Source organism: Amycolatopsis sp. NPDC051102, assembly GCF_040682815.1.
GTDB lineage: Bacteria > Actinomycetota > Actinomycetes > Mycobacteriales > Pseudonocardiaceae > Amycolatopsis.
On the sequence record NZ_JBFBBT010000017.1, the window covers coordinates 173,421 to 194,260 of the forward strand.

24 protein-coding genes are annotated in these 20,840 nt (G+C 71.3%); 12 read left to right on the forward strand and 12 right to left on the reverse strand.

The features are described 5' to 3' along the window. Positions 1–164 precede the first annotated feature (164 nt). The 4 genes from AB0M93_RS35360 to AB0M93_RS35375 all read right to left on the reverse strand — a co-directional run bounded on the left by AB0M93_RS35360 (position 165) and on the right by AB0M93_RS35375 (position 4,976). A complete protein-coding gene (locus AB0M93_RS35360) occupies positions 165–947 on the reverse strand; it encodes a carbohydrate ABC transporter permease (RefSeq protein ID WP_364282063.1) in 783 nt (260 codons plus the stop codon). A 29-nt stretch (positions 948–976) separates the two neighbouring features. Then, positions 977–1,909, reverse strand: coding sequence for a sugar ABC transporter permease (locus AB0M93_RS35365; protein ID WP_364281998.1), 933 nt, complete (start codon positions 1,907–1,909; stop codon positions 977–979). Between the two features lie 49 nt (positions 1,910–1,958). Then, positions 1,959–3,248: a sugar ABC transporter substrate-binding protein gene (locus AB0M93_RS35370; protein ID WP_364282000.1), complete on the reverse strand. Its 1,290-nt coding sequence runs from the start codon at positions 3,246–3,248 to the stop codon at positions 1,959–1,961. Positions 3,249–3,347: 99 nt separating this feature from the next. Then, positions 3,348–4,976 (reverse strand): long-chain fatty acid--CoA ligase, encoded by a 1,629-nt coding sequence (locus AB0M93_RS35375; protein WP_364282002.1) that lies wholly within the window; start codon positions 4,974–4,976, stop codon positions 3,348–3,350. A gap of 444 nt (positions 4,977–5,420) precedes the next feature. Between AB0M93_RS35375 and mihF the strand changes: the two genes are divergently transcribed. Together mihF and AB0M93_RS35385 are read left to right on the forward strand one after the other, a co-directional pair. Further along, on the forward strand, positions 5,421–5,732 hold the full coding sequence (mihF, locus tag AB0M93_RS35380; RefSeq protein ID WP_051767699.1) for an integration host factor, actinobacterial type: 312 nt from the start codon (positions 5,421–5,423) through the stop codon (positions 5,730–5,732). 84 nt (positions 5,733–5,816) lie between these two features. Then, positions 5,817–7,031 (forward strand): isochorismate synthase, encoded by a 1,215-nt coding sequence (locus AB0M93_RS35385; protein ID WP_364282004.1) that lies wholly within the window; start codon positions 5,817–5,819, stop codon positions 7,029–7,031. Here the strand turns inward: AB0M93_RS35385 and AB0M93_RS35390 are convergent. Next, positions 7,028–7,714 (reverse strand): 4'-phosphopantetheinyl transferase superfamily protein, encoded by a 687-nt coding sequence (locus tag AB0M93_RS35390; RefSeq protein WP_364282007.1) that lies wholly within the window; start codon positions 7,712–7,714, stop codon positions 7,028–7,030. The two genes, AB0M93_RS35385 and AB0M93_RS35390, sit on opposite strands and share 4 nt — an antisense overlap. 64 nt (positions 7,715–7,778) lie before the next feature. Beyond that, positions 7,779–8,402, reverse strand: coding sequence for a hypothetical protein (locus AB0M93_RS35395; protein ID WP_364282009.1), 624 nt, complete (start codon positions 8,400–8,402; stop codon positions 7,779–7,781). A gap of 166 nt (positions 8,403–8,568) precedes the next feature. Between AB0M93_RS35395 and AB0M93_RS35400 the strand changes: the two genes are divergently transcribed. After that, positions 8,569–9,738: an acyl-CoA dehydrogenase family protein gene (locus AB0M93_RS35400; RefSeq protein ID WP_364282011.1), complete on the forward strand. Its 1,170-nt coding sequence runs from the start codon at positions 8,569–8,571 to the stop codon at positions 9,736–9,738. A gap of 57 nt (positions 9,739–9,795) precedes the next feature. Here the strand turns inward: AB0M93_RS35400 and AB0M93_RS35405 are convergent, their stop codons facing one another. Genes AB0M93_RS35405 through AB0M93_RS35420 form a run of 4 tightly spaced genes read right to left on the reverse strand, consistent with a single transcriptional unit; the run spans position 9,796 to position 13,064 of the window. After that, positions 9,796–10,116, reverse strand: coding sequence for a hypothetical protein (locus AB0M93_RS35405; protein WP_013230128.1), 321 nt, complete (start codon positions 10,114–10,116; stop codon positions 9,796–9,798). A gap of 58 nt (positions 10,117–10,174) precedes the next feature. Further along, on the reverse strand, positions 10,175–10,810 hold the full coding sequence (locus AB0M93_RS35410; RefSeq protein ID WP_364282066.1) for a TetR/AcrR family transcriptional regulator: 636 nt from the start codon (positions 10,808–10,810) through the stop codon (positions 10,175–10,177). Then, positions 10,807–12,330, reverse strand: a complete 1,524-nt coding sequence (locus AB0M93_RS35415; protein ID WP_364282014.1) for an ATP-dependent acyl-CoA ligase — start codon at positions 12,328–12,330, stop codon at positions 10,807–10,809. Before AB0M93_RS35415 ends, AB0M93_RS35410 begins: the two co-directional genes overlap by 4 nt. Beyond that, positions 12,327–13,064 carry an enoyl-CoA hydratase/isomerase family protein gene (locus AB0M93_RS35420; RefSeq protein WP_364282016.1) on the reverse strand — a complete coding sequence of 246 codons (738 nt, stop codon included), beginning with the start codon at positions 13,062–13,064 and terminating at the stop codon, positions 12,327–12,329. The genes AB0M93_RS35415 and AB0M93_RS35420 overlap by 4 nt, the downstream gene beginning before the upstream one ends. Before the next feature lie 46 nt (positions 13,065–13,110). Between AB0M93_RS35420 and AB0M93_RS35425 the strand changes: the two genes are divergently transcribed. Then, the gene (locus AB0M93_RS35425; RefSeq protein WP_364282019.1) at positions 13,111–14,712 is read left to right on the forward strand and encodes an amidohydrolase; all 1,602 of its coding nucleotides are present in this window, start codon (positions 13,111–13,113) and stop codon (positions 14,710–14,712) included. A 4-nt stretch (positions 14,713–14,716) separates the two neighbouring features. Here AB0M93_RS35425 and AB0M93_RS35430 read toward each other — a convergent pair whose 3' ends face one another. After that, on the reverse strand, positions 14,717–15,037 hold the full coding sequence (locus AB0M93_RS35430) for a hypothetical protein (protein ID WP_364282022.1): 321 nt from the start codon (positions 15,035–15,037) through the stop codon (positions 14,717–14,719). Between the two features lie 56 nt (positions 15,038–15,093). On the opposite strand from AB0M93_RS35430, the gene AB0M93_RS35435 reads away from it, so the two are divergent. The 6 genes from AB0M93_RS35435 to AB0M93_RS35460 all read left to right on the forward strand — a co-directional run bounded on the left by AB0M93_RS35435 (position 15,094) and on the right by AB0M93_RS35460 (position 19,512). Beyond that, a complete protein-coding gene (locus AB0M93_RS35435; RefSeq protein WP_364259262.1) occupies positions 15,094–15,534 on the forward strand; it encodes a GNAT family N-acetyltransferase in 441 nt (146 codons plus the stop codon). A gap of 40 nt (positions 15,535–15,574) precedes the next feature. Then, positions 15,575–16,258, forward strand: coding sequence for a metal-dependent transcriptional regulator (locus AB0M93_RS35440; protein WP_033261556.1), 684 nt, complete (start codon positions 15,575–15,577; stop codon positions 16,256–16,258). A 69-nt stretch (positions 16,259–16,327) separates the two neighbouring features. Next, positions 16,328–17,146 (forward strand): LLM class flavin-dependent oxidoreductase, encoded by an 819-nt coding sequence (locus AB0M93_RS35445; RefSeq protein ID WP_364282024.1) that lies wholly within the window; start codon positions 16,328–16,330, stop codon positions 17,144–17,146. A gap of 72 nt (positions 17,147–17,218) precedes the next feature. Next, positions 17,219–17,548 (forward strand): transcriptional regulator, encoded by a 330-nt coding sequence (locus tag AB0M93_RS35450; protein ID WP_364282027.1) that lies wholly within the window; start codon positions 17,219–17,221, stop codon positions 17,546–17,548. A gap of 29 nt (positions 17,549–17,577) precedes the next feature. Continuing rightward, positions 17,578–18,636: an alcohol dehydrogenase catalytic domain-containing protein gene (locus tag AB0M93_RS35455; RefSeq protein ID WP_364282029.1), complete on the forward strand. Its 1,059-nt coding sequence runs from the start codon at positions 17,578–17,580 to the stop codon at positions 18,634–18,636. Between the two features lie 249 nt (positions 18,637–18,885). Then, positions 18,886–19,512 (forward strand): alpha-ketoglutarate-dependent dioxygenase AlkB, encoded by a 627-nt coding sequence (locus AB0M93_RS35460; protein ID WP_364282032.1) that lies wholly within the window; start codon positions 18,886–18,888, stop codon positions 19,510–19,512. On the opposite strand, the gene AB0M93_RS35465 is transcribed toward AB0M93_RS35460, so the two are convergent. Then, on the reverse strand, positions 19,509–20,090 hold the full coding sequence (locus tag AB0M93_RS35465) for a winged helix-turn-helix domain-containing protein (RefSeq protein ID WP_364282035.1): 582 nt from the start codon (positions 20,088–20,090) through the stop codon (positions 19,509–19,511). The genes AB0M93_RS35460 and AB0M93_RS35465 overlap by 4 nt on opposite strands. Positions 20,091–20,171: 81 nt before the next feature. Between AB0M93_RS35465 and AB0M93_RS35470 the strand changes: the two genes are divergently transcribed. Next, positions 20,172–20,528, forward strand: coding sequence for a hypothetical protein (locus tag AB0M93_RS35470; RefSeq protein ID WP_364282038.1), 357 nt, complete (start codon positions 20,172–20,174; stop codon positions 20,526–20,528). Further along, the gene (locus AB0M93_RS35475; protein WP_364282041.1) at positions 20,521–20,751 is read left to right on the forward strand and encodes a hypothetical protein; all 231 of its coding nucleotides are present in this window, start codon (positions 20,521–20,523) and stop codon (positions 20,749–20,751) included. Before AB0M93_RS35470 ends, AB0M93_RS35475 begins: the two co-directional genes overlap by 8 nt. Positions 20,752–20,840: the final 89 nt, after the last annotated feature.

Below are 20,840 nucleotides of genomic sequence, written 5' to 3' on the forward strand. Positions count from 1 at the left end.
GCTGGTGCTGGCGGTCAACGCCACCCAGGCGGCGGGCGTCTTCGCCATCCCGCCGTCGGTGTGGCGGGCGACGCTGGACCTCCACGGCTGGGTGGGGCTGCTGCCCTCCGCGGTCACCGACGGCGGCGCGCTGCTGCTGACGCTCGCCCTGCTGTGGTGGCGGTTCAGCCCTTCAACCCGGACTCCGCCACCCCGCGCACCAGGTACCGCTGCAGGAACGCGAACAGCAGCACGATCGGCAGGATCGACACCGCCGCCGCCAGGAACAGCAGGTTCAGCTGCGGGTTCTGGGCCGTCAGCAAGCCCGACAGCGCCACCTGGACCGTCCACGAATCCGGCGACTGCGCGATGATCAGCGGCCACAGGAACGCGTTCCAGCTGCCGATCACGGTGATCACCGCGATCGCCGCGAAGAACCCCTTCGAATTCGGCACCACGATCCGCCGGAACACGCCCCAGCGCGAAAGCCCGTCCACCCGGCCCGCCTCTTCCAGCTCGCGCGGGAAGTCCAGGAAGTACTGCCGGAACAGGAACACGCTGAACGCGCTGAACAGCCCCGGGATCACCAGCCCGCGGAAGTCCGACAGCCAGCCCAGCGACGAGACCACCACGAAGCTCGGCACGAACGTCACCGACGTCGGGATCATCAACGTCGCCAGTACCGCGTGGAACACCGACCGCGAGTGCCGGTAGGGGATCCGCGCCAGGCCGTAGCCGGCCAGGGAACAGATCACCAGCAGCCCCAGGGTCTGCAGGGTGGCGACCACCAGCGAGTTCAGCAGGCTGCGCGCGAAGGGCACGTCCGGCAGGGAGAACAGCCGCGAGAAGTTCTCCCAGTGCAGCGTCGACGGGAAGAACCTCCACTCCGGAGACGTGATGTCCGCCCGCGACGCCAGGCCGTTCCGCAGCAGCAGGTAGAACGGCAGCAGGAACAACACCGCCGCCACCACCAGCGCGGCCCACCGCAGCACCGCCCTCACGATGCACGTCCGAAGCGGAACACGCGGCCCTGCAGCAACGTCACCAGGGCGATGAGCAACGCCAGGATCACCGCACCCGCGCTGCCGCGGCCCAGGTCCTGGCCGCCCGACCCCAGGGACGTGTAGTACAGGTACACCAGCGGCGGCCGGGCGAACGGCGGGTACCCTCGCGCGTCGCCCATGATGTTGTAGAACTCGTCGAACGCCTGGTAGGCGTTGATCAGGTTCAGCAGCAGTACCGCCACCGACGTCGCGCGCAGCTGCGGCAGCGTGATGTGGCGGAACACCTGCCAGCCCGGTTTCGCGCCGTCGAGCCACGCCGCTTCGTACAGCTGGGCCGGGATCCGCTGCAGGGCCGCGATGAACAGGATCATGTAGAACCCCAGCTGCAGCCACAGCCGCGCTGTCACCAGCACCACCCAGTACAACGGCGGGCTCACCGTCCCGGTCCAGGCCACCGGGTCGATGCCGAAGAGCGAAAGCACGCTGTTCGCCAGTCCGTACCGGACACCCGAGAACAGCGACGTCTTCCAGATCAGCGACGCCACCACGTACGAGCACGCGAACGGCAGGAAGAACACCGACCGGAAGAACGCCCGCGCGAACCGCAGCTGGTGGACGCCGAGCGCCAAGGCCAGCGACAGCACGAACGTCAGCGGCACGATGAACACCGCGAACACGCTGAACGTCCCCAGGCTGGACAGGAACGGCTCGTCGGTGAGCATGTGCGCGTAGTTGTCCAGGCCGACGAACTGCGTCGGCGTCACGGTGTTGCGCGCGTCGAAGAACGACAGGTACGCGCTCCAGCCGATCGGCAGGTACGCGAACACCGCCAGGCCGATCAGGAACGGCCCGACGAACAGCCAGAACGCGCGCGCATCGCGCCGAGACTTATTCTGGTTAGGCCGGCGCAACGGACCAATGCTCATCGCTCAACCGCCGGCTGGCGCCGGCCGACGGCTGAATAAGTCTCGCAGCTCATCCGAACAGGCGCTTCAGCTCGGCGCGCGCCACCTCGACCGCCGTCTTGGTCTGCGCGACCGGGTCCGCGCCCTCCTTCGCGATCTTCGCGACCGCGTCGGACAGCGCCGTGTTCGCCTGCTGCGTCCACACCGGACCGCCGACGAGGTGGCTGTTCTCCTTGACGAACCGGGCCGCGTCGGCGGCCGGGCCGGACTTGAGGCTGTCCGCGCGGCCGACCAGGCTCTGGCGGGCCGGCACGTGGAAGCCGAACTTCGTCGCGAACTCCAGCTGGTCCTGCGTCTGGTCGACCCACAGCCACTTCACGAACGCCTTGGCCTCGGCCACGTGCGCGCTCTTGGCGTTCACCATCGCGCCGTACGCGCCGACCGGGACCGACGGTGCGCCGCTGCCGTCAAGCTTGGGGAACGGCAGGACGCCGAAGTCGTCGTCGAACGCCTGCCGGATCTTCGGCACGTTCCACAGGCCGGTCCACTGCATCGCCGCCAGCCCGTCGATGAACGCGCCCGGGTCCGACCAGTCCGCCGGGGCGCCGAGCAGCAGGGAACTGTTGGCGTTCAGCGTGTGCAGCTTCGCCAGCGCCGTCGCCGCCCGCGGGTCGTCGAAGCCGACCTCGCGGTTGTCGTTCTTCAGGTAGTCGAGCCCCGCCGACCACAGCAGCGGGCCGGTGAGCACGCCGACGCCGCCGTCGTTGCCCGCGAAGAGGCCCTTGACGCCGTCCTTCGTGAGCTTCGCGGCCGCGTCGACCAGCTCGTCGACCGTCTGCGGCGGCTGGACGCCCGCGGCCTGCAGCAGGCTCTTGCGGTAGAAGAGCACCTGCGTGTCGGTGGCCTGCGGGATGCCGTAGACCTTGCCTTCGACGGTCTGCGCGGCCAGCACGGCCGGGCTGAAGTCGCCCTTCACCGGCGCGATCACGTCGTCGAGCGAAACGACCTGGTTCTGCCGGACCCAGTCGATCTTGACCTGGGCCTCGAAGACGTCCGGCACCTTGCTGTTCGGCAGCGCCGTGACGATCTTCGAGTCGTAGTCGCCCGGGTTCCACTGCACGTTCACGGCCGCGCCCGGGTAGCTCGCCGCGTACCGCTTGACGGCGTCCTGGACGCCGTCCTCGCCGTAGGCGTGGTACCACTGCTGGAGCGTGACCTTCGGGGCGTCCGACGGCGGTGGCCCCGCCGAGTACGCCGTCGAAGGTGGCGGGTCGCCCTGCCGCCCGGTGTTCGACCCGCATGCCGTCGCCAGCGCGCCCATCCCCGCGAGCGCGAGGAAACTCCGCCTGTTCCGCTGCATCCCCAGACCCCTCCGACGTGCTCCGAAGGCCACTATGAGGGAGGTAGGTTCCCCCATAGCGGCCGTTCCAAGCGTGCAGACTCGCCGGAGATTTACCCGTTAGAGCTGGGCGATGTCGAGCTTTCCCTCGGAGTAGGACGCGCGGATGCGCTTCTTGTCGAACTTGCCGACGCTGGTCTTGGGAACTTCGTCCACGAACGTCCAGTTCTCCGGCAGCTGCCACTTCGCGACCTTGTCGCTCAGGTAGTCCCGCAGCTCTTCCGGCGTGACGCTCCGGCCCTCCTTGAGCACGACGGCGACCAGCGGCCGCTCGTCCCACTTCTCGTCGGGGATGCCGACGACCGCGGCCTCGGCGACCGCCGGGTGGCCCATCACCTGGTTCTCCAGGTCGACCGAGGAGATCCACTCGCCGCCGGACTTGATGACGTCCTTGGCGCGGTCGGTGAGCGTCAGGTAGCCGTCGGCGCTGATCTTGCCGACGTCGCCGGTGCGCAGCCAGCCGTCGTGGAACTTGTCCGGGTCGACCTGCGAGCCGCCGTAGTAGGAGCCGGCGATCCACGGGCCCTGGACCTCGAGCTCGCCGACGGCTTCGTTGTCCCACGGCAGCGCTTCGCCGGAGTCGCCGATGAGCCGCGCCCGCACGGACGCCGGGAACCGGCCCTGCGTGTAGCGGTACTTCCAGGCCTCGTCGCCGGTCGCGCCGGCCGGCGGGCGGGCCACGCTGCCCAGCGGCGAGGTCTCCGTCATGCCCCAGGCGTGCAGGATCGAGACGTGGTGGCGCTCCTCGAACGCGTGCATCAGCGACGGCGGCACCGCCGACCCGCCGACCACGACCTCCCGCAGGTGCGAGATGTCCTGCGGGTGCGCTTCGAGGTGGGCCAGCAGGCCCTGCCAGACGGTCGGGACGGCGCCGGCGAACGTCGGCTTCTCGGCGGCCAGCATCGCCGAGATCGGCGCCGGCTGGAGGAACCGGTCCGGCATCAGCAGCGACGCGCCGACCATCAGCGCCGCGTACGGCAGGCCCCACGCCATCGCGTGGAACATCGGCACGATGGCCAGGGCCTTGTCGCTCTGCGCGAGGTTCATGCTGTCGCTCATGCAGACCTGCATCGAGTGCAGCCAGATCGACCGGTGCGAGTAGGCGACGCCCTTGGGGTCACCGGTCGTGCCCGAGGTGTAGCACATCGCGGCGGCCGAGCGTTCGTCGACGTCGGGCCAGTCGAAGGTGTCCGGCTGGGCGGCCAGCAGGTCGGCGTAGGCGTGGACCTGGACGCCGTCGGGGGCCTGCAGCGCCGCGGCGTCGCCGTTGGCCACGATGACGTGCCGGACGGTCTTGAACTCCGGCAGCTGCTTCGCCAGCAGCGGGACGAGGGTGCCGTCGACGATGACGACGTGGTCCTCGGCGTGGTTGGCGACGAAGGTCAGCTGCTCGGGGAACAGCCGGATGTTCAGCGTGTGCAGGACGGCGCCCATCGCCGGAACGGCCAGGTAGGCGGCCATGTGCTCGGCGTTGTTCCACATGAACGTGCCGACGCGCTGGTCGCCTGTCACGCCGAGGCCGCGCAGCGCGTTCGCGAGCCGGGCGGCGTGCCGGCCGAGATCTCCGTAGCTCTCCCGGCGGGCTTCTGAACCGGTCCAGGTGATGACTTCGCTCGCCGAGTGCACCGACGTGCCGTGGCGGAGCAGGTTCGCCAGCGACAGCTGACCGTCCTGCATGGTGCTCAACATGGGCGCTCCCGGGGGTCGTTCGCCGGTGGGCTGGGGTTGCGCCGACTCTAATGCGGATCGGGTGAAGCGGGCATGGTCGACAACGGCTCCGTTCGGTCACGGTCGTAGCGCGATCGGGCGACGACCGGACGATGATCAAGATCATCAATTTTTCGGGTTTTCCTTATGGGCAAGGAAATGTGTGCGAGAACAGCCGGTAGCGGAGGCTTCACTTCCGGGTGAGAAGGGCCACGCGGGACCGTTCTCGGGAGCGTTTCCGCAGGCCGGAGCGGGTTGCCCGGTATCACCTCCGGGGGTAATAAGTGCGTGTCGGTTGCACGGCCACGAAGCGGGTGGCGTTTACTGGGCCCGTGGCAAGAGACGGCTGAGCAGCGCTTGCAGGAGCAAGCACTCACAAAAGCTGTCGGCCGCGAAAGCGGAGACCTGAGAGGAAAGGACACTACGTTGGCTCTGCCTACGTTGACTCCGGAGCAGCGCGCCGAGGCCCTGGCCAAGGCCGCCGAGGCTCGCAAGGCGCGTTCGGAGCTGCTCGCGTCGATCAAGTCCGGCAAGGAGAGCATCGAAAAGGTGCTCAAGCAGGCCAAGGAGAACAAGACCATCGGGAAGACGAAGGTCACCCAGCTGCTGAAGGCCGTCCCCGGCCTCGGCGCGGTGAAGGTCGCCGCCCTGCTCGAGCAGGCCGGCATCGACCCGGACCGGCGTGCGGCCGGCCTGGGCGAGCGCCAGCGCGAGGCGCTCATCGACGCGCTCAAGTAGCCCGTCACCAGGAGCTGACCGCGAGGGGAGTGTCGTCAGCGACACTTCCCTCGCGGAACTCCCGGAGCCTGGGACGCTGGTCTTGTGAGTTCTGCGTCCTCTGGGGCCGAGCCCCAGACCCCAGCCGGGGGGCAAGCCCCCCTGGACCCCCCAAGAGCGGTCAGTCCGGCGATCCCGGCTGACCTCGCCGCCCGCTACCAGCGAGGCGACTTCCTGTTCACGACGGCCTCGCGCGCACTGCTCGCGCAGGGCACGATCCGCACCGTCACCGAGACGGACCCCCGCCGGCTCGCCTCGGCGATCCCGGGCGTCCTGACCGAGACCGGTGCGCCGCTGGCCGTCGGCGTCCTCCCGTTCGACACCGGGCCCGACACGAAGGTGCCGGGCCACCTCGTCGTGCCCCGGACCGTCCACCGGTCCGAAGGAGCGCCCTCCCTGCCGCGTGAGGTCCTCCCGCCGCCCATGCGGGTCCGTGCGGTGCCGTCACCGGCGTTGCACATGGCGGCCGTGCGGTCCGCGGTCGCGGCTCTGGCCGCACGTGACCTGCGCAAAGCCGTCCTGGCCCGCGCACTGGACCTCGAGTTCGACGCGCCGGTGCCCACCGAGAGCATCGTGCGGAACCTGGCCGTCGGGAACCCCCGGCACTTCACGTACGCGGCCGAGCTGCCGGGCGGCCGGACGCTCGTCGGCGCGACGCCCGAGCTGCTGCTGCGGCGGATCGGCCGGACGGTGTTTTCCTCGCCGCACGCGGGCTCGATGCCGCGTTCGGCCGACCCGGTGACCGACCGCGCGAACGGCGAGGCGCTGCGGACGTCTCGCAAGGACCAGCTGGAACACGCCGTGGTGATCGACTACGTGGTCGAGGCGCTGCGGCCGTTCTGCCGCACGCTGGACGTCCCGGCCGGCCCGGAGCTGGTGACGACCCCGGCCATCTGGCACCTGCGCACGCCGATCACCGGCGAGCTGGCGGACCCGGACATCACCGCCCTGGACCTGGCGGCGGCCCTGCACCCGACCCCGGCGGTCTGCGGCACCCCCACGGAAGGCGCCCGCGACCTGGTCAAGGAGCTGGAGCCGTTCGACCGCGACTACTACGCGGGCGCGGTCGGCTGGGTCGACGCGGCGGGCGACGGCGAGTGGGCGGTGGCGATCCGCTGCGCCGAGATCGCGTCGACGTCGATGCGGCTGTACGCGGGCGGCGGGATCGTGCCGGCCTCGGACCCGCAGCAGGAGCTGGACGAGACGACGGCGAAGTTCCGCACGCTGCTGACCGCGATGGGCCTGGCGGACGTCGCCTAGGGGACCCAGTGCTCCTCGGTGACCGACAGCTCCTCGGTGGTCAGCACCGCGATGGCGGCGCGGTAGCCGTCCGCGGCCTTCAGGTCCACCAGGCGGGTCGTCGCCGGGTCCAGGGCCGGGTCGCCCGAGGAGACCAGGCGGGCCGGCTCGTCGTAGCGGGAGAACGTGATGCTCTGCAGCGGGATGCGCAGGCCCTTGCCGGTGGCCTTCATCACCGCCTCCTTGCGGGTCCAGTAGACGAAGAACGCCGCGGCCTTCTCCGCCGCGTCGAGGCCCGCCAGGTGCCCCGCCTCCGCCGGGCTCAGGGCGTACTCGATCAGGCCGTCGTCCGCGCGGCGGGTGGCCGTCTCGACGTCCAGGCCCACCGGGACCGACGGGGTCGCCGCCACGCCGATCAGCTCGCCCGAGTGCGAGATCGACAGCGTCAGGTCCGCGCCCGGGATGTGCGGGCGGCCGTGGGGCTTGCCGCAGTCTTCGCAGGTCGCGTCGAACTTCACGGCCTCGAGCGCCAGGCCCAGCCGCTCGGCCGCGACCGTCTTCGCCAGGACGCGGCCGGTGAGGAACCGCCGCTTGTCGGCCTCCTGCCGGTACGCCTCGAACCGGCCCTGTTCGACGTCGTCGAGCAGGCGCATGAAGCGATCTTCGGTGGGCAACGGCGACGACCAGCGGACCTCGATCTCCATCACACCCCCGATCCTTCCGGGCCGCGAAGCCGTTGTCACGAATCCGGGCTCAGGTCAGGGGTTGCTACAGCCGGCGCGGCACGGACGGGATGCGTGGCAGGGGGTCGAGGGAACGGCCGTAGCCGCTGTGCGGATCGTGCGCGCCGGCCGCGTCGAGAGCGTGCGTTTCGCCGCCGTCCTCCAGCAGGGCGACGGCCTCGGACGGTTCGATCCGCACCCGATGCGGTCCGGCGGCCGGCTCGACGACCAGCCGGCGGCCATGCCGGCTGGACATCAGGGTGGCGAGCGCGGCGAGGACGCGTTCGCGGAAGCCGGGGTAGGTGCGGCCCAGCGTCTGGGTGTCCGAGATGGTCAGCGGCGACTGGCCGGAGGTGATCGCCGTCCACGCCCGGGTGGCGGTGTCGAGGTCGGCGCGGGTGATCCGGTCGTCGCCGGGCGCGTCGTGGCCGACGACCACGAACCGGCCGAACGGGGTCGTGACGCGGCGGCCGGCCGCCCGGGCGGGTGCGGTCTGACGCTGCACCAGGAGCCCGCACAGTGCGCGGTTGCCCGCGTGGCGCTGCAGGGCGAGGGCGGAACTCGTGGACGGCACGGCCGGCGGCTGGGGGCGCGCGGCGACTGTGTGCGCGGGCGTCGCCCGGGCGGCCTCGCGCGGTTCGTGCTCACCGAGGTGCGCTGCTTTCGCCACGCGGCCACGGTAAGCGCGGACCCCGCCGCTCGTCCCGCCCCCGGATGCCGCCTTCCGGGCTGTTCCGGCTGCCCTCGGCGGGTCCGCCGTCCTTGCGCCTGCGTGACGCGTGGCGCACTATGGGAGTAAGCAAGCGCTTAGCCAGTGTCGGAGGAGCAGCCACCCCATGGACTTTTCACTCAGCACCGAAGAACGGGAAGTGCGCGACTGGGTCCGCACGTTCGTCCAGCGGGAGCTGATCCCGCTCGAGCAGGAAGTCCTCCGGCGTGAACGCGCCCACCAGCCCGGCCTGACCGGCGAGGAGCTCAAGAACCTCCAGCTCAAGGCGAAGGAGTCCGGCTTCTGGGGCGTGCTGACCCCGGAGGAGTACGGCGGCATGGGCCTGTCCGCCGTGATGGCCGCGCTGCTGGAAGCCGAGCTGGGGCGCACCTTCGTGCCGTTCCGCTTCGGCGGCGCCGCCGACAACATCCTGTTCCACGCCAACGAGGAGCAGAAGCAGACCTACCTGCTGCCGACCATCTCGGGCGAGCGCAAGTCGTGCTTCGCGATCACCGAGCCGGGCGCCGGGTCGGACGCCAAGGCCATCCGGACCACCGCCCGCAAGGACGGCAGCGACTGGATCATCAACGGCGAGAAGACCTTCATCACCGGGGGCAACGAGGCCGACTTCACCATGGTCTTCGCCATCACCGACCCGGAGAAGGGGGCCAACGGCGGCGTCACCTGCTTCCTGGTCGACCGCGAAGCCGGCTGGAAGTCCGAGTACATCGACACCATGGGCGAGTGGGGCCCGGCGTCCCTGGTCTTCCAGGACGTCCGCGTGCCCGAGACGCAGATCCTCGGCGAGGAGGGCCGCGGCTTCGAGCTCGCGATGCAGTGGATCGGCCAGGGCCGCTACCTGCTGCCCGCCCGCGCGATCGGCTCGTGCGAACGGCTGATCTCGATGGCCATCGAGCACGCCAACACCCGCGAGACGTTCGGGCAGAAGATCGCGGAGCGGCAGGCCATCCAGTGGATGATCGCCGACTCCGGTGTCGAGCTCGAGGCGCTGCGGTGGCTGGTGCTGCACGCGGCGTGGCAGGTCGACCAGGGCGTGGATTCGCGGCACGCGCAGTCGATGGCGAAGCTGTACGGCGGCCAGAAGGCCAACGAAATCGTCGACCGCGTCCTGCAGATCCACGGCGGCATGGGCTACACGCGGGAGCTGCCGGTCGAGCGGTGGTACCGCGAGCTGCGGCTGCTGCGCATCTACGAGGGCACCGACGAGATCCAGCGCCGGACGATCGCCCGCAACCTGCTCAAGGGGCACGTGAAGGTCGGCGGCACACTGGGTTAAGAACGCGAGAAGCCGTCAAGGCCGCCCTCCGGCGGCCTTGACGGCGCTTCGGCTTGCTTACTTCTTGTTGCGGATGGCGATCGGGACGCCCGCGAGGTCCTCTTCGTTGCACAGGAGCTTCACGTCGTAGTACGGCGAACCCTGCCGGTCGTCGTAGTCGAGGTGAATGGCCAGGACGTCGAGCGGCTCGCCCAGCCACTCTTGGGCCTGCCGCAGCCAGGCGGAGCACCGTGCCAGGGCAGTGGGGAGATCGTCATCGCGGAACTCGACGGGGCGATAGGGCACATCCTGCACCTGATCGCGGGGGTTTTCCGGCGCCGGGAGGCCCGGCGCGAGACCCGAGTCGTCCAGTTCCAGTTGGATCGTTTCCTCAGTCACCCTTCGAGCGTCCCCCACCCGCGCCGTCTGGGCAAGGCGTACACAGGTAAAAGCGCCGCTAAACGGACACCCCCCACTCTTTCGCGACGATTTCCCGGCACCGTCGCAAGTCGGCGACACCCGGCGCCGACGTGCACCCCAGCGCCCTCGACGCCAGTTCCGCGTAGTGCTCCGCCAGCTCGTCCAGCGCCAGCGGGCCACGTGGCGAATACCACCTCGCGACGCCGCTGCACATCTCCAGCAGTGCCAGCCGGGTCACCGCCGGGTGTGCGACGCGGAACACCCCGGCGGCCACGCCGTCGTCGATCGCCGACGCCCACAGCCGCTCGTAGGCGTCCCGCAGGGCCACGACCGGCTCGCGCGCGGCCGGGGACAGGACGTCGACTTCGTTGTCCACCACCCGGGTTTCGGCCGGCCCGACGGCGTGCGCGAGGACGTGCAGCACGACCAGCGTCCGCAGCCGGTGCGCCGGGTCCCCGGCGCCCGCGGTCGCTTCGCGGGCGGCGTCGAGGAGCCGGTTCAGCGCGGTGTGCATGATCTCCGCGAGCAGATCCTCCTTGGTGCCCATGTAGTGGTACAGGCTCGCGGAGGAGAGTTCCGCCTCCTGGGCGAGATCCCGGATGCCGGTGCCGTGGAAGCCCTTGGTGGCGAACAGCTTCACCGCGGCGGCGCGCACCCGCTCCCGGCTGCTCACAGCCATGCCCGCACCTTCGCGTCCCACGATCCGGCGCGCGGGTCCGCGACCTTCCGCAGCTCGCCCTTGGCGACCCGCTCCGAAGCCGTCATCGGCAGCGCGCCGGCGAACGCCCAGAACCGCGGAACCTTGAAGTAGGCCAGCTTCCCGGCGCAGAACTCGGCGAGCTCGGCGGGGTCCGGCCGGTCGCCGTCGCAGACGACGTACGCCTTGACCTCCTCGCCGCGCAGCTCGTCGGGCACCGCGACGACGGCCGCCAGCCGCACCGCCGGGTGCAGCAGCAGCGCGCGCTCGACCTCGTCGGCGGAGATGTTTTCGCCGCTGCGGCGGATCATGTCCTTGGTGCGGCCGACGTAGTAGACGCGGCCGGCGGCGTCCATCCGGGCCAGGTCGCCGGTGTGGAACCAGCCGTTCCCGAACGCCTTCGCCGTCGCTTCCGGATCGTCGTGGTAGCCGTGCATCAGGCCGACCCCGCGGATCAGCAGCTGCCCGGTTTCCCCGCGCGGCACCGGCTTCCCGGCGTCGTCGGCGATCAGCACCTCGCGGTCGCGGGTCGGCCGTCCGATGCAGCCGGTGCCGACGGTCTCGTCGTGGTCGGCGGCGGTCATCCGGATGTCGCCGCCGGTTTCGGTCATCCCGAACGCCTCGTACCACGGCACGCCCCAGCGCGCCTCCAGCTCGGCGTGCAGTTCGCGCGGGATGGCGGACGCGCAGATCGCGCGGACGCGGTGGTCCCGGTCGGCTTCGGACGGTTCCTGGCGCAGCAGCAGCGTCGGCATCAGGCCGAGGCAGTAGAACCAGGTGACGCCGTGTTCGCGCACCTTCGTCCAGAACGTGCTGGGGTGGAACCGGTCCAGGACGACGAGCGTGGCGCCGCCGGCGAGTCCCAGCGCGACATTCCACTGTGGATCGATGTAGTGGAACGGCTGCGCGGTCAGGACGACGTCGTCCTCGCCGACGGCGGGGAAGTCGGTGGCCAGGCCGATCGCCAGCGTCGTCCAGTAGCGGTTCGGCAGGACGCAGCCCTTGGGCGCGCCGGTGGTGCCGGAGGTGTACTGGATGTTGACCGGCAGTTCGGGCACGGGCGTGAACTCCGGCGGGGGGCCGGCCGCTTCGAGCTGCTCCGGGGTGACGACTTCGGTGAGGCCGATCCGGCCGAGGAGATCGGTGAATTCCGGCGCGGCGACGGCCAGTTTCGCGCCGGAATGGCGGAGCACGTGGGCGCCGTCGAACTCCTGGTAGTTCGTGTTGACCGGCACCAGCTGCGCACCGAGTTTCGCGAGCGCCAGCCAGGTGAGCGGGAAGGCGGGCACGTTCCGCAGCATCACCGCGACCCGGTCGCCGGGGCCGATCCCGCGGCCGGCCAGTGCCGCGGCGAGCCGGGAGCTTTCGCGGTCGACCTCGGCGAACGTGAACGTCTCGGCCAAGTGGTCGAACACCCAGGCCGTGCGGTCCGGCCACAGCTCGGCGGCTCTCGTGACGAGCTGCGCGAGGGTCCCGATCTCGGCCAGCGGCGTCACGCCCGGCTCCGGAACGCTTCGGTGGACGCGGCGACCGCGGCCGAGTGCTCGGTGATCAGGGCGTGGCTGACCTCGAGTTCGAGGGCGGGCTCGACGTCGATCGGGGTGTCGAGGACGCGCTTGGCCATGGCCGCGGCGGCCGGCGGGTGCTCCGCGATCCGCTTCGCCCAGGCCAGCGCTTCGGCCTGGAGCCGCTCGGCGGGCACGGCGGCGTTGACCATGCCCAGCTCGGCGGCCTTCCGGCCGTCGAAGCGCTCGCCGAGCAGCAGGAGCTCCTTCGCCTTGAGCGGGCCGACCAGCAGCGGGAGCAGCCGCGACGCCGCACCGGTGACGCTCAGGCCGAGCGAGACCTCGGGGAACGCGAACACGGCGTCCTCGGCGGCCAGGATCAGGTCGCAGCCGAGCGCGAACTCCGCGCCGGCGCCGATCGCGTAGCCGTGCACCGCCGCGATCACCGGCTGGCGCAGCCCGCGCAGCCGCCGCGTGACGTCCTGGAGCCGGTCCAGCCGCGCCCGTGAGTCACCCGCGGGGGTGGGTTCCTTGAGGTCGTGCCCGGCGCAGAAGGCGCGCCCGGCGCCGGACAGCACGACGACGCGGGCGTCGCTGCGGGCGGCCGCGTCGAGGGCGGCGAGGAAGTCGTCGACCAGCACGGCGGCGACCGCGTTCAGCCGCTCGGGCCGGTTCAGCCGGATCTGCGCGATGCCGTCCTCGACGGCGAACTCCACGGTGGGCATGAGGGCGATGCTAGACGTTCGATCGATCGATCGATAGCCTTTGGAGATGCGGGTCGACACGGTTTACGAGAACGCCACGGTGTGGACGGGCGCGGGCGTCACCAGCGCACTCGCGGTCCTGCACGGCCGGGTGGTCGCGCTCGGGGACGACGCCCGTGAGCTGTCCGCGCGCGCTCGCGTCGACCTCGCCGGCGGTTTCGTCGTGCCCGGGTTCCACGACGCGCACAACCACATGGCGTGGTTCGGCATGGCCCTGGACGACGTCCCGCTGGGTGCCTGCCGCAGCGTCGAAGAGGTCTACGACGCCGTCGCCGCGCGCGCCGCGACGCTCCCGTCCGGGAGCTGGGTGGTCGGCAGCGGGTACGACCAGAACAAGCTCGCCGGCGGGCATCCCGACCGGCACGGTCTCGACCGCGCCGCGCCGGGCATGCTCGTGCGGCTGAAGCACACCTCCGGGCACATGACCGTGGTCAACTCGGCCGTGCTCGACCAGCTCGACCTGGCGCACGTCCCGGTCGGCGGCGACGTCGTCCTGGACACCGACGGCTCGCCGACCGGGCTGCTGCGCGAGCAGGCCCAGCTGCTGCTGCGCCCGCTGACCTACCCGACGCCGGTTTCGCGCGTGGTCCGCGGGCTCGAGCGGGCGTCCGAGCAGTACCTGGCCGAGGGCATCACCAGCGTCCAGGAGGCCGGGATCGGCGGCGGCCTCGTCGGCGAGACGCCCGCCGAGCTGGCGGCCTACCAGGAGGCGCGCGACCGCGGCGTGCTGCGCGTGCGCAGCACGGTGATGGTCGCCGCAAGCGTCCTGCACGACCTGCCCGACGACGCCGGCTTCGGCCTCGACCTCGGCCTGCGCACCGGCCTCGGCGACGAGTGGCTGCGCGTCGGCCCGATGAAGTTGTTCGCCGACGGCTCCCTGGTCGGGCGCACCTGCGCGATGCACGACCCGTTCGACGGCGAGCCGGGCAACGTCGGCTACTTCCAGGTGCCCGAGGACGAGCTCGCGCGCACGATCCGCCGCGCCCACGAGGCGGGCTGGCAGATCGCGACGCACGCGATCGGCGACCGCGCGATCACCGTCGTCCTCGACGCCTACGAAGCCGCGTTGGCCGCTTCGCCGCGCACGGACCACCGGCACCGCATCGAGCACTGCGCGGTGCTCCAGCCGGCGGAGCTGACGCGGCTTGCCTCGCTCGGGCTCATCCCGTCACCGCAGGGCCGGTTCGTCAACGAGCTCGGCGACGGCATGCGCGCCGCGCTGGGCGAGGCTCGCGTGCCCTGGTGCTACCGGCTGCGCAGCGTCCTCGACGCGGGCTGCGTGCTCCCCGCGTCCTCGGACCGGCCCGTCGTGAACGGCGCGCCGCTGCTCGCCCTGGCCGACATGGTGCGTCGGCGCACGGCGTCAGGCGCGCCCTTCGCACCCGAAGAGGCGCTGACGCCGGAGCAGGCGTTGCGCGCGTACACGTACGGCTCGGCGTACGCGACCTTCGCCGAGCGTGACCTGGGCACGCTCGAACCCGGGAAGCTCGCCGACTTCGCCGTGCTGTCCGGTTCGCCCCTGGACGAGTCCGCTTTGGACGACCTCGCATCCGGAGAACTCAGCGTGCAAGGCACCGCCGTCGGCGGCGAACTGCGTTATCAAGCGTGATGACTCACTTCCTTCCCACGAACTCGAGTGCTTCCTCGGCCAGCGCGGACCACGGTTGTGGCGACCCGGCGTCCAGGGCCAGCCACTCCTTCATCGGGGTGCCTTTGTTGGCGTCGAAGCGCACCCCGTGCCCGCCCTCGACCAGCTCGTCCACCCGGCCCCGGGGCAGCTTGAGCACGAGCTGCCCGCGGACGAACATCGCGAAGATCCGGCCGTGCGTACGCAGTGCCGAGCGCCCGAACCCGCCGGTCGCCCCGGGTGGCGTGATGCCCGGACGTCCGGTGAACTCGTCGACCAGGACCTCGAACCGCTCCTCTGGTGACATCGACCACCTCCGATCCCGACCGTAACGACCACCACCGACAAAAAAAGGGAGGCGAGATGCCCGTCCGCGACGCCGTCTTCGAAGACATCGAGGAAATCTGCGCGCTCATCGAGGAGCACGCCGTCTACGAGGACAACCACGACCTGAAGCTGGACCGCGCCGAGATGAGCGGGCACCTGTTCGGGCCGGACCCGAAGGCGTGGGTGCTCATCGCGACCCCGCCCGGCGAGCCCGGCACGGTGGCCGGCTTCGCCTTCTGCAGCTGGAACTTCTCCACCTGGGAGGCGCGGCCGGGGATCTGGCTGGACGACCTGTTCGTCCGCCCCGCGCACCGGCGCTTCGGCCTCGGCAGCGAGCTGCTGGACGAGCTGCGCAACCGCACCAGCGGCCGCGTGGAATGGGACATGCAGGAGGGCAACGAAAAAGGCGCGGCGTTCTACGCCCAGCTCGGCGCCGAGCCGGTCCCGGGCTGGATCCGCTACCGCTGGCGGCCGTGAACTTTCACGAGAAAGTACCCGGCCCCGTATCGTATGCGGCATGGGAGATGGTTCGGTCCGGAGGTCCTCGTCGGTCGAGGACTACGTCCGGGTGATCTACGGCCTGGTCGAGCGGGGTGAGGCGGTCACCAACACGTCGCTCGCCGGCCGGCTGGAGGTCAGCCCGTCCTCGGCGTCGGGGATGGTCACGAAGCTGTCCCAGCTGGGCCTGGTCACCCACGTGCCGTACCGCGGCATCGAGCTCACGGCCGACGGCAGGCTGCTGGCGCGCTCGGTGCTCCGCCGCCACCGGCTGATCGAGACGTACCTGGTGTCGGAGCTCGGCTACACGTGGGACGAGGTCCACGCGGAGGCGGACGCGCTGGAGCACGCGGTGTCGGACAGGCTGGTCGAGCGCATCGCGGCGAAGCTGGGCAACCCGGTCCGCGACCCCCACGGCGACCCGATCCCGGCGCCCGACGGCAGCGTGGAGGAGCTCCCGGTCCGCATCCTGGACGACCTCCAGCCGGGCGCGGTCGGCGAGATCGTCCGCGTCTGGGACACGGACCCGGAGCTGCTGAGGTACCTGACGGAACACGCGATCAACCTGGGCGAACGCATCGAGGTGGTGGAGCGCCAGCCGTTCGGCGGCCCGATGGTGGTGAAGGTGGGCTCGCCCCCGGACGCGGCCACGCACGCCATCGGCAAGGAGATCGCGCAGGCGCTGTCGGTCACCCTGCGCTGAGAGGCGTACGCGCGGGTGACGTCGTGAAGCGGATGTGGTGACCGTCCGCCGCCCGCGACCATGGCTCGCATGAAACCCTTCCGCTTCGGCATCGTCGCCGGTTACTCGGCCAACCTCACCTCGTGGACCGCGCAGGCCGAGCGGGTCGAGAAGCTCGGCTTCGACACCCTGCTCGCCACCGATCCCGTCGGGACCGCCGATCCCTTCGTGCTGCTCGGGGCCGCCGCCGCGGTCACCATCGACCTCACCGTCGGGACCTTCGTGCTCGCCGATCCCTTCCGCACCCCGGAGGCGCTCGACTGGCAGGCGCAGACCCTCCACCGGCAGACCCGCGGCCGGTTCGAACTCGGGCTCGGCGTCGGGCGGCCGGGCGCCGAGGGGCACGCCGCGGCGCTCGGGCGGGAATTCCCCTCACCGGGTGAGCGCATCACACGGATGGCCGCCACCATCGCGCATCTCAAGCGGACCGCCGACCGGCCGCGGTTGATGCTCGCCGGCGGTGGGCCGAAAATGCTGGCGCTCGCCGCGCAAGAAGCCGACACCGTGACTTTCAGCTGGGCGCCGCGGACCACCGAAGCCGAGGCGGAGTCCATTGTGGATCGGTTCCGGGAGCTCGCCGGGCCGCGGCTGCCGGAGATCGAGCTCGGCCTGAACCTGATGGCCGTCGGGACGGAGCCGTCGCCCTCGATCGCGCGCTGGGCCGGGGCCGACGTGCCGGAACTCGTTGCGGGCGGGGCTGTCACCGTCCTGCCCGAGGATCCCGGCGAGGCCACGGAAACCCTTCTCCGGTGGCGGGAGCGGTGGGGGATTTCCTACGTCACGATCAACTCCGGCTACGCGGAACCGTTCGCGGCGATCGCGGACGAGGCGCGCAAGGCAGGTGGGTGAGGGCCCTTCCGATCTTGCGAAGCTGCGCCTACGCTCCAATTTTCGTATTCGGGAGTGCTTCGGAGCGTTGTGATGACCGGTCAGCGAACACGCACCATCGACCGGGGGGAACAGGCGGAGCTGGGCCGGCTGCTGGCGGCCGGACCGTTCGACGTGGCCCTGCGGGCGGCGATCCGGGCCCGCGGCCTCGGCCTCGAGCGGATCCGCTATCGCTTGCGCGGCAGGGGAACCACGGTCAGCCTGGCCACCCTCAGCCACTGGCAGTCCGGGCGGTGCCGGCCCGAGCGGCCGGAATCGCTGGAGGCCCTGCGGAATCTCGAGGACATCCTGAACGTGCCCGACGGCTCGCTCAGCCGGCTCCTCGGCCCGCCGCGCAGCCGGCGGTTCCACGCGCTCAATTGAGCGCTGCCAACGAAAGCTAGGCTCGCGGCATGCGAGCTGTGGTGATGGAGGAGTTCTGCGTCCCGCCCGTCGTGCGGGACGTCCCGGAGCCGGTCGCCGCCCCGGGCGGTGCGGTGATCGAGGTCGACGCCACCGGGGTGTGCCGCAGCGACTGGCACACGTGGCAGGGCCACGACGCGGCCGTCACGCTGCCGCACGTCGCCGGGCACGAGCTCGCCGGGCGGATCGTCGCGCTCGGCGAAGGCGTGCGCGGCTGGGAGCTCGGCGCGCGCGTCACCGTGCCGTTCGTCTGCGCCTGCGGGACGTGCGCCCAGTGCGCCCGCGGCGACCAGCAGATCTGCGACCGCGAGTTCCAGCCCGGCGCCACGCACTGGGGTTCCTTCGCCGAGCGCGTCGCCATCGAGCACGCCGAGACGAACCTGGTCGCGCTGCCGGATTCGCTCGGCGCCGCCGAGGCCGCCGCGCTCGGCTGCCGGTTCGGCACGGCGTTCCGCGCGGTGCTGCGGCAGGGGCGTGTCACCGCGGGCCAGTGGGTTTCGGTGTATGGCTGCGGCGGCGTCGGGATCTCCGCGGTCCTGCTGGCCGTCGCGGCGGGCGCGAAGGTCGTCGCGGTCGACGTCTCGCCGGCCGCGCTGCGGCTCGCCGCGAAGTCGGGCGCCGCGGTGACCGTCGACGCGTCGGCATTCGAGGGACCGGAAGCCGTCGCCGCGCACGTCCGCGAGCTGACCGGCGGCGGCACCCACGTCTCGCTCGACTGCCTCGGCTCGCCGTCGACCTGCGCGGCGTCGGTCGGCAGCCTCCGCAAACGCGGCCGGCACGTCCAGGCCGGGCTGATGCCGCCCGCGCAGGGGGTCGCGCCGATCCCGATGCACCGGGTCGTCGGCGGCGAGCTCGAACTGGTCGGGATCCACGGGCTCCAGGCCCACGAGTACCCGGAGCTGCTGCGCGTCGTCGAGACCGCGGGGATCGACCTGGCCGCGCTGATCGGGCGGCGGATCGGGCTCGACGACGTCCCGGCCGCGCTGGCCGCGATGAACGACCCGGTGCCGGCGCAGGCGGGCGTCACCGTCGTCACGTTCCGCGACTGATCGGCGGCACCGCGGTCAAGTGACCCGTTCGTAGCTGATCCACGCTGGCGTTGTGACATTCAGGTGTGGGAATGTCTATTTCATGGTGGCCCAGGGCGAGGGGACTCGGCCGCAGGAGCCTTCTGCTGGACCATTCGGGCGGCTCCTGCGGCTGTTCACCAGCGCGGGTGTCACGTTCCGCGGTCACCACATCGTCCCCTCGACGGTCACCGCCCGTGTGCGACGGGAGTCTCCGGCACAATCGAGGTGATGGACGCCCTGCTGCCGCGCCCGCGCGCCGAGATCGCGCCCGGCGCCGTGCACCTGCCCGACTGGCTCGGTTTCGACGAACAGCGCGAGCTCGTCGCGGCCTGCCGCGGCTGGTCCGGCTACCGCCACACGCGGCTGCCGAACGGCGGCGTGATGTCGGTGAAGTCGGTCTGCCTCGGCTGGCACTGGTACCCGTACGGCTACTCGCGCACGACCGGCGAAGGCACGCCGGTGCTGCCGTTCCCGGACTGGCTCGGCGACCTCGGCCGCCGCGTGCTGGCGGACGCGTACGGCACGCCGGCCGAGGCGTACGCGCCGGACATCGCCCTGGTCAACTTCTACGACGCCGCCGCCAAGATGGGGCTGCACCAGGACAAGGACGAGCGCAGCCTCGAGCCGGTGGTCTCGGTCAGCCTCGGCGACGCCTGCGTGTTCCGCTTCGGCAACACCGAAACCCGCGGCCGGCCGTACACCGACGTCGAACTCCGCTCCGGTGACGTGTTCGTGTTCGGCGGCCCGTCCCGGCTCGCCTACCACGGCGTCCCGAAGACGCTGCCGGGCACGGCGGACCCGGCGCTGGGCCTGGCCGGACGGCTGAACATCACGCTGCGGGTGTCCGGCCTCTAGTCCGGTGTGGACTCGTCGTCCTCCGGCACCACGATGAACCGGACGGCCACGGGCCGCGAGCCTTCGGGGTGCTGCCCCGGCTCGGTGACGTACTTCCACACCAGGTTCTGGTACTCCTCGACGAAGGACTTCACCTGCTCCTGCGTCAGGTACAGGCCGGAGCGGTAGATCTGGTTCCAGCCGCGGGAGTTCTCGTAGCCCGCGTAGGCCCGCGTGACCAGGCTCAGGTCGTGGCTCATCTTGAGCGCCCCGAGTTTGAGCATCGCTTCGCGCTCGTCCGGCGCCAGGTCGAGGTCGGGCGGGGTGTAGAGGTCCTTCGACCGCGATTTCCACCAGCGTTCGCGGCCGTCCCCGCGGTCTTCGATCTCTTCGATCAGCTCCAGGTCGGCGAGCCGGCGGAGGTGGTAGCTGGTCGTCCCGGTGCTCTCGCCGAGCGCCTTCGCGACGCTCGTCGAGTTCGCTTCGCCGTGTTTGCCCAGGTAGTTCAGGATGTCGCGGCGCACCGGGTTGGCCAGGGCCTTGTAGAAGGCCTTGAGATCCGCGCCGGTCAGGACGCGCTTTTCGGGGCGTTGGGCCATGCCGGGAGCGTACTACAGAGATTGTTTGCAAAGAATCTCTGCAATCGCTACCGTGGGCCGGGAGAGAACTCGGGGGTTCGCATGAAGAAGCTGTTCTGGGCGGCGGGGCTGTGCCTGCTGCCGTGGATCGCGGTACTGGGGACGACGCTGCCGGAGGTCGCCCAGGCGCAGCACTGGCGCCTGGCCTGGACGGGCTTCGACGCGGCGGAGGCGGCCGGCCTGCTGCTCACGGCGTGGCTGGTCGGCCGCGGCGACCCGCGCACGCCGTTCGCGGCGATCGCCACGGCGACGCTGCTGCTCGCCGACGCGTGGTTCGACGTCGTGACGGCCGGCGACGACGTGGTGTTTTCGCTGCTCATGGCCGGTTTGGAGGTACCGCTGGCGCTGGCGTGCCTGTCGGTCGCCCTGCCGCGGCCGACGGTGCCGGCGCATGTCTGAGCTGGACGCGCACCTGCGCGACGAGATCGACGACCAGGTCGCCGAGGCCCTCGACGCCTATCTGGCCGAGCGAAAGCCGCGCCGGGTGCCGCGCGCGTGGCCGCTGGTGGTGACGGTGGCACTGGGGGTCGCCACCACCTGGCTCGCGCCCGCCGTGGCCTGGGCGGCGTGGCTCGCGATCGCGGTCACGAACATCGGCTGGCTGGTGGTCGTGAGTGGTTAAGCGGCGTTGTAAAAGCCGAAACACAAACCCCCCCCCGCGGCCGCGCACCGCCCGGGCGGGGCCCCCCGGGGGCGCCCCGGCGAGGGGCG

Bases quoted from the DNA above. Each gene is read 5' to 3' on its own strand.
- AB0M93_RS35365 (WP_364281998.1), bottom strand. From the start codon at position 1,909: ATGAGCATTGGTCCGTTGCGCCGGCCTAACCAGAATAAGTCTCGGCGC.
- AB0M93_RS35370 (WP_364282000.1), bottom strand. From the start codon at position 3,248: ATGCAGCGGAACAGGCGGAGTTTCCTCGCGCTCGCGGGGATGGGCGCG.
- AB0M93_RS35375 (WP_364282002.1), bottom strand. From the start codon at position 4,976: ATGTTGAGCACCATGCAGGACGGTCAGCTGTCGCTGGCGAACCTGCTC.
- AB0M93_RS35390 (WP_364282007.1), bottom strand. From the start codon at position 7,714: ATGGAGATCGAGGTCCGCTGGTCGTCGCCGTTGCCCACCGAAGATCGC.
- AB0M93_RS35400 (WP_364282011.1), top strand. From the start codon at position 8,569: ATGGACTTTTCACTCAGCACCGAAGAACGGGAAGTGCGCGACTGGGTC.
- AB0M93_RS35420 (WP_364282016.1), bottom strand. From the start codon at position 13,064: ATGCCCACCGTGGAGTTCGCCGTCGAGGACGGCATCGCGCAGATCCGG.
- AB0M93_RS35425 (WP_364282019.1), top strand. From the start codon at position 13,111: ATGCGGGTCGACACGGTTTACGAGAACGCCACGGTGTGGACGGGCGCG.
- AB0M93_RS35430 (WP_364282022.1), bottom strand. From the start codon at position 15,037: ATGTCACCAGAGGAGCGGTTCGAGGTCCTGGTCGACGAGTTCACCGGA.
- AB0M93_RS35435 (WP_364259262.1), top strand. From the start codon at position 15,094: ATGCCCGTCCGCGACGCCGTCTTCGAAGACATCGAGGAAATCTGCGCG.
- AB0M93_RS35440 (WP_033261556.1), top strand. From the start codon at position 15,575: ATGGGAGATGGTTCGGTCCGGAGGTCCTCGTCGGTCGAGGACTACGTC.
- AB0M93_RS35445 (WP_364282024.1), top strand. From the start codon at position 16,328: ATGAAACCCTTCCGCTTCGGCATCGTCGCCGGTTACTCGGCCAACCTC.
- AB0M93_RS35450 (WP_364282027.1), top strand. From the start codon at position 17,219: ATGACCGGTCAGCGAACACGCACCATCGACCGGGGGGAACAGGCGGAG.
- AB0M93_RS35455 (WP_364282029.1), top strand. From the start codon at position 17,578: ATGCGAGCTGTGGTGATGGAGGAGTTCTGCGTCCCGCCCGTCGTGCGG.
- AB0M93_RS35460 (WP_364282032.1), top strand. From the start codon at position 18,886: ATGGACGCCCTGCTGCCGCGCCCGCGCGCCGAGATCGCGCCCGGCGCC.
- AB0M93_RS35465 (WP_364282035.1), bottom strand. From the start codon at position 20,090: ATGGCCCAACGCCCCGAAAAGCGCGTCCTGACCGGCGCGGATCTCAAG.
- AB0M93_RS35470 (WP_364282038.1), top strand. From the start codon at position 20,172: ATGAAGAAGCTGTTCTGGGCGGCGGGGCTGTGCCTGCTGCCGTGGATC.
- AB0M93_RS35475 (WP_364282041.1), top strand. From the start codon at position 20,521: ATGTCTGAGCTGGACGCGCACCTGCGCGACGAGATCGACGACCAGGTC.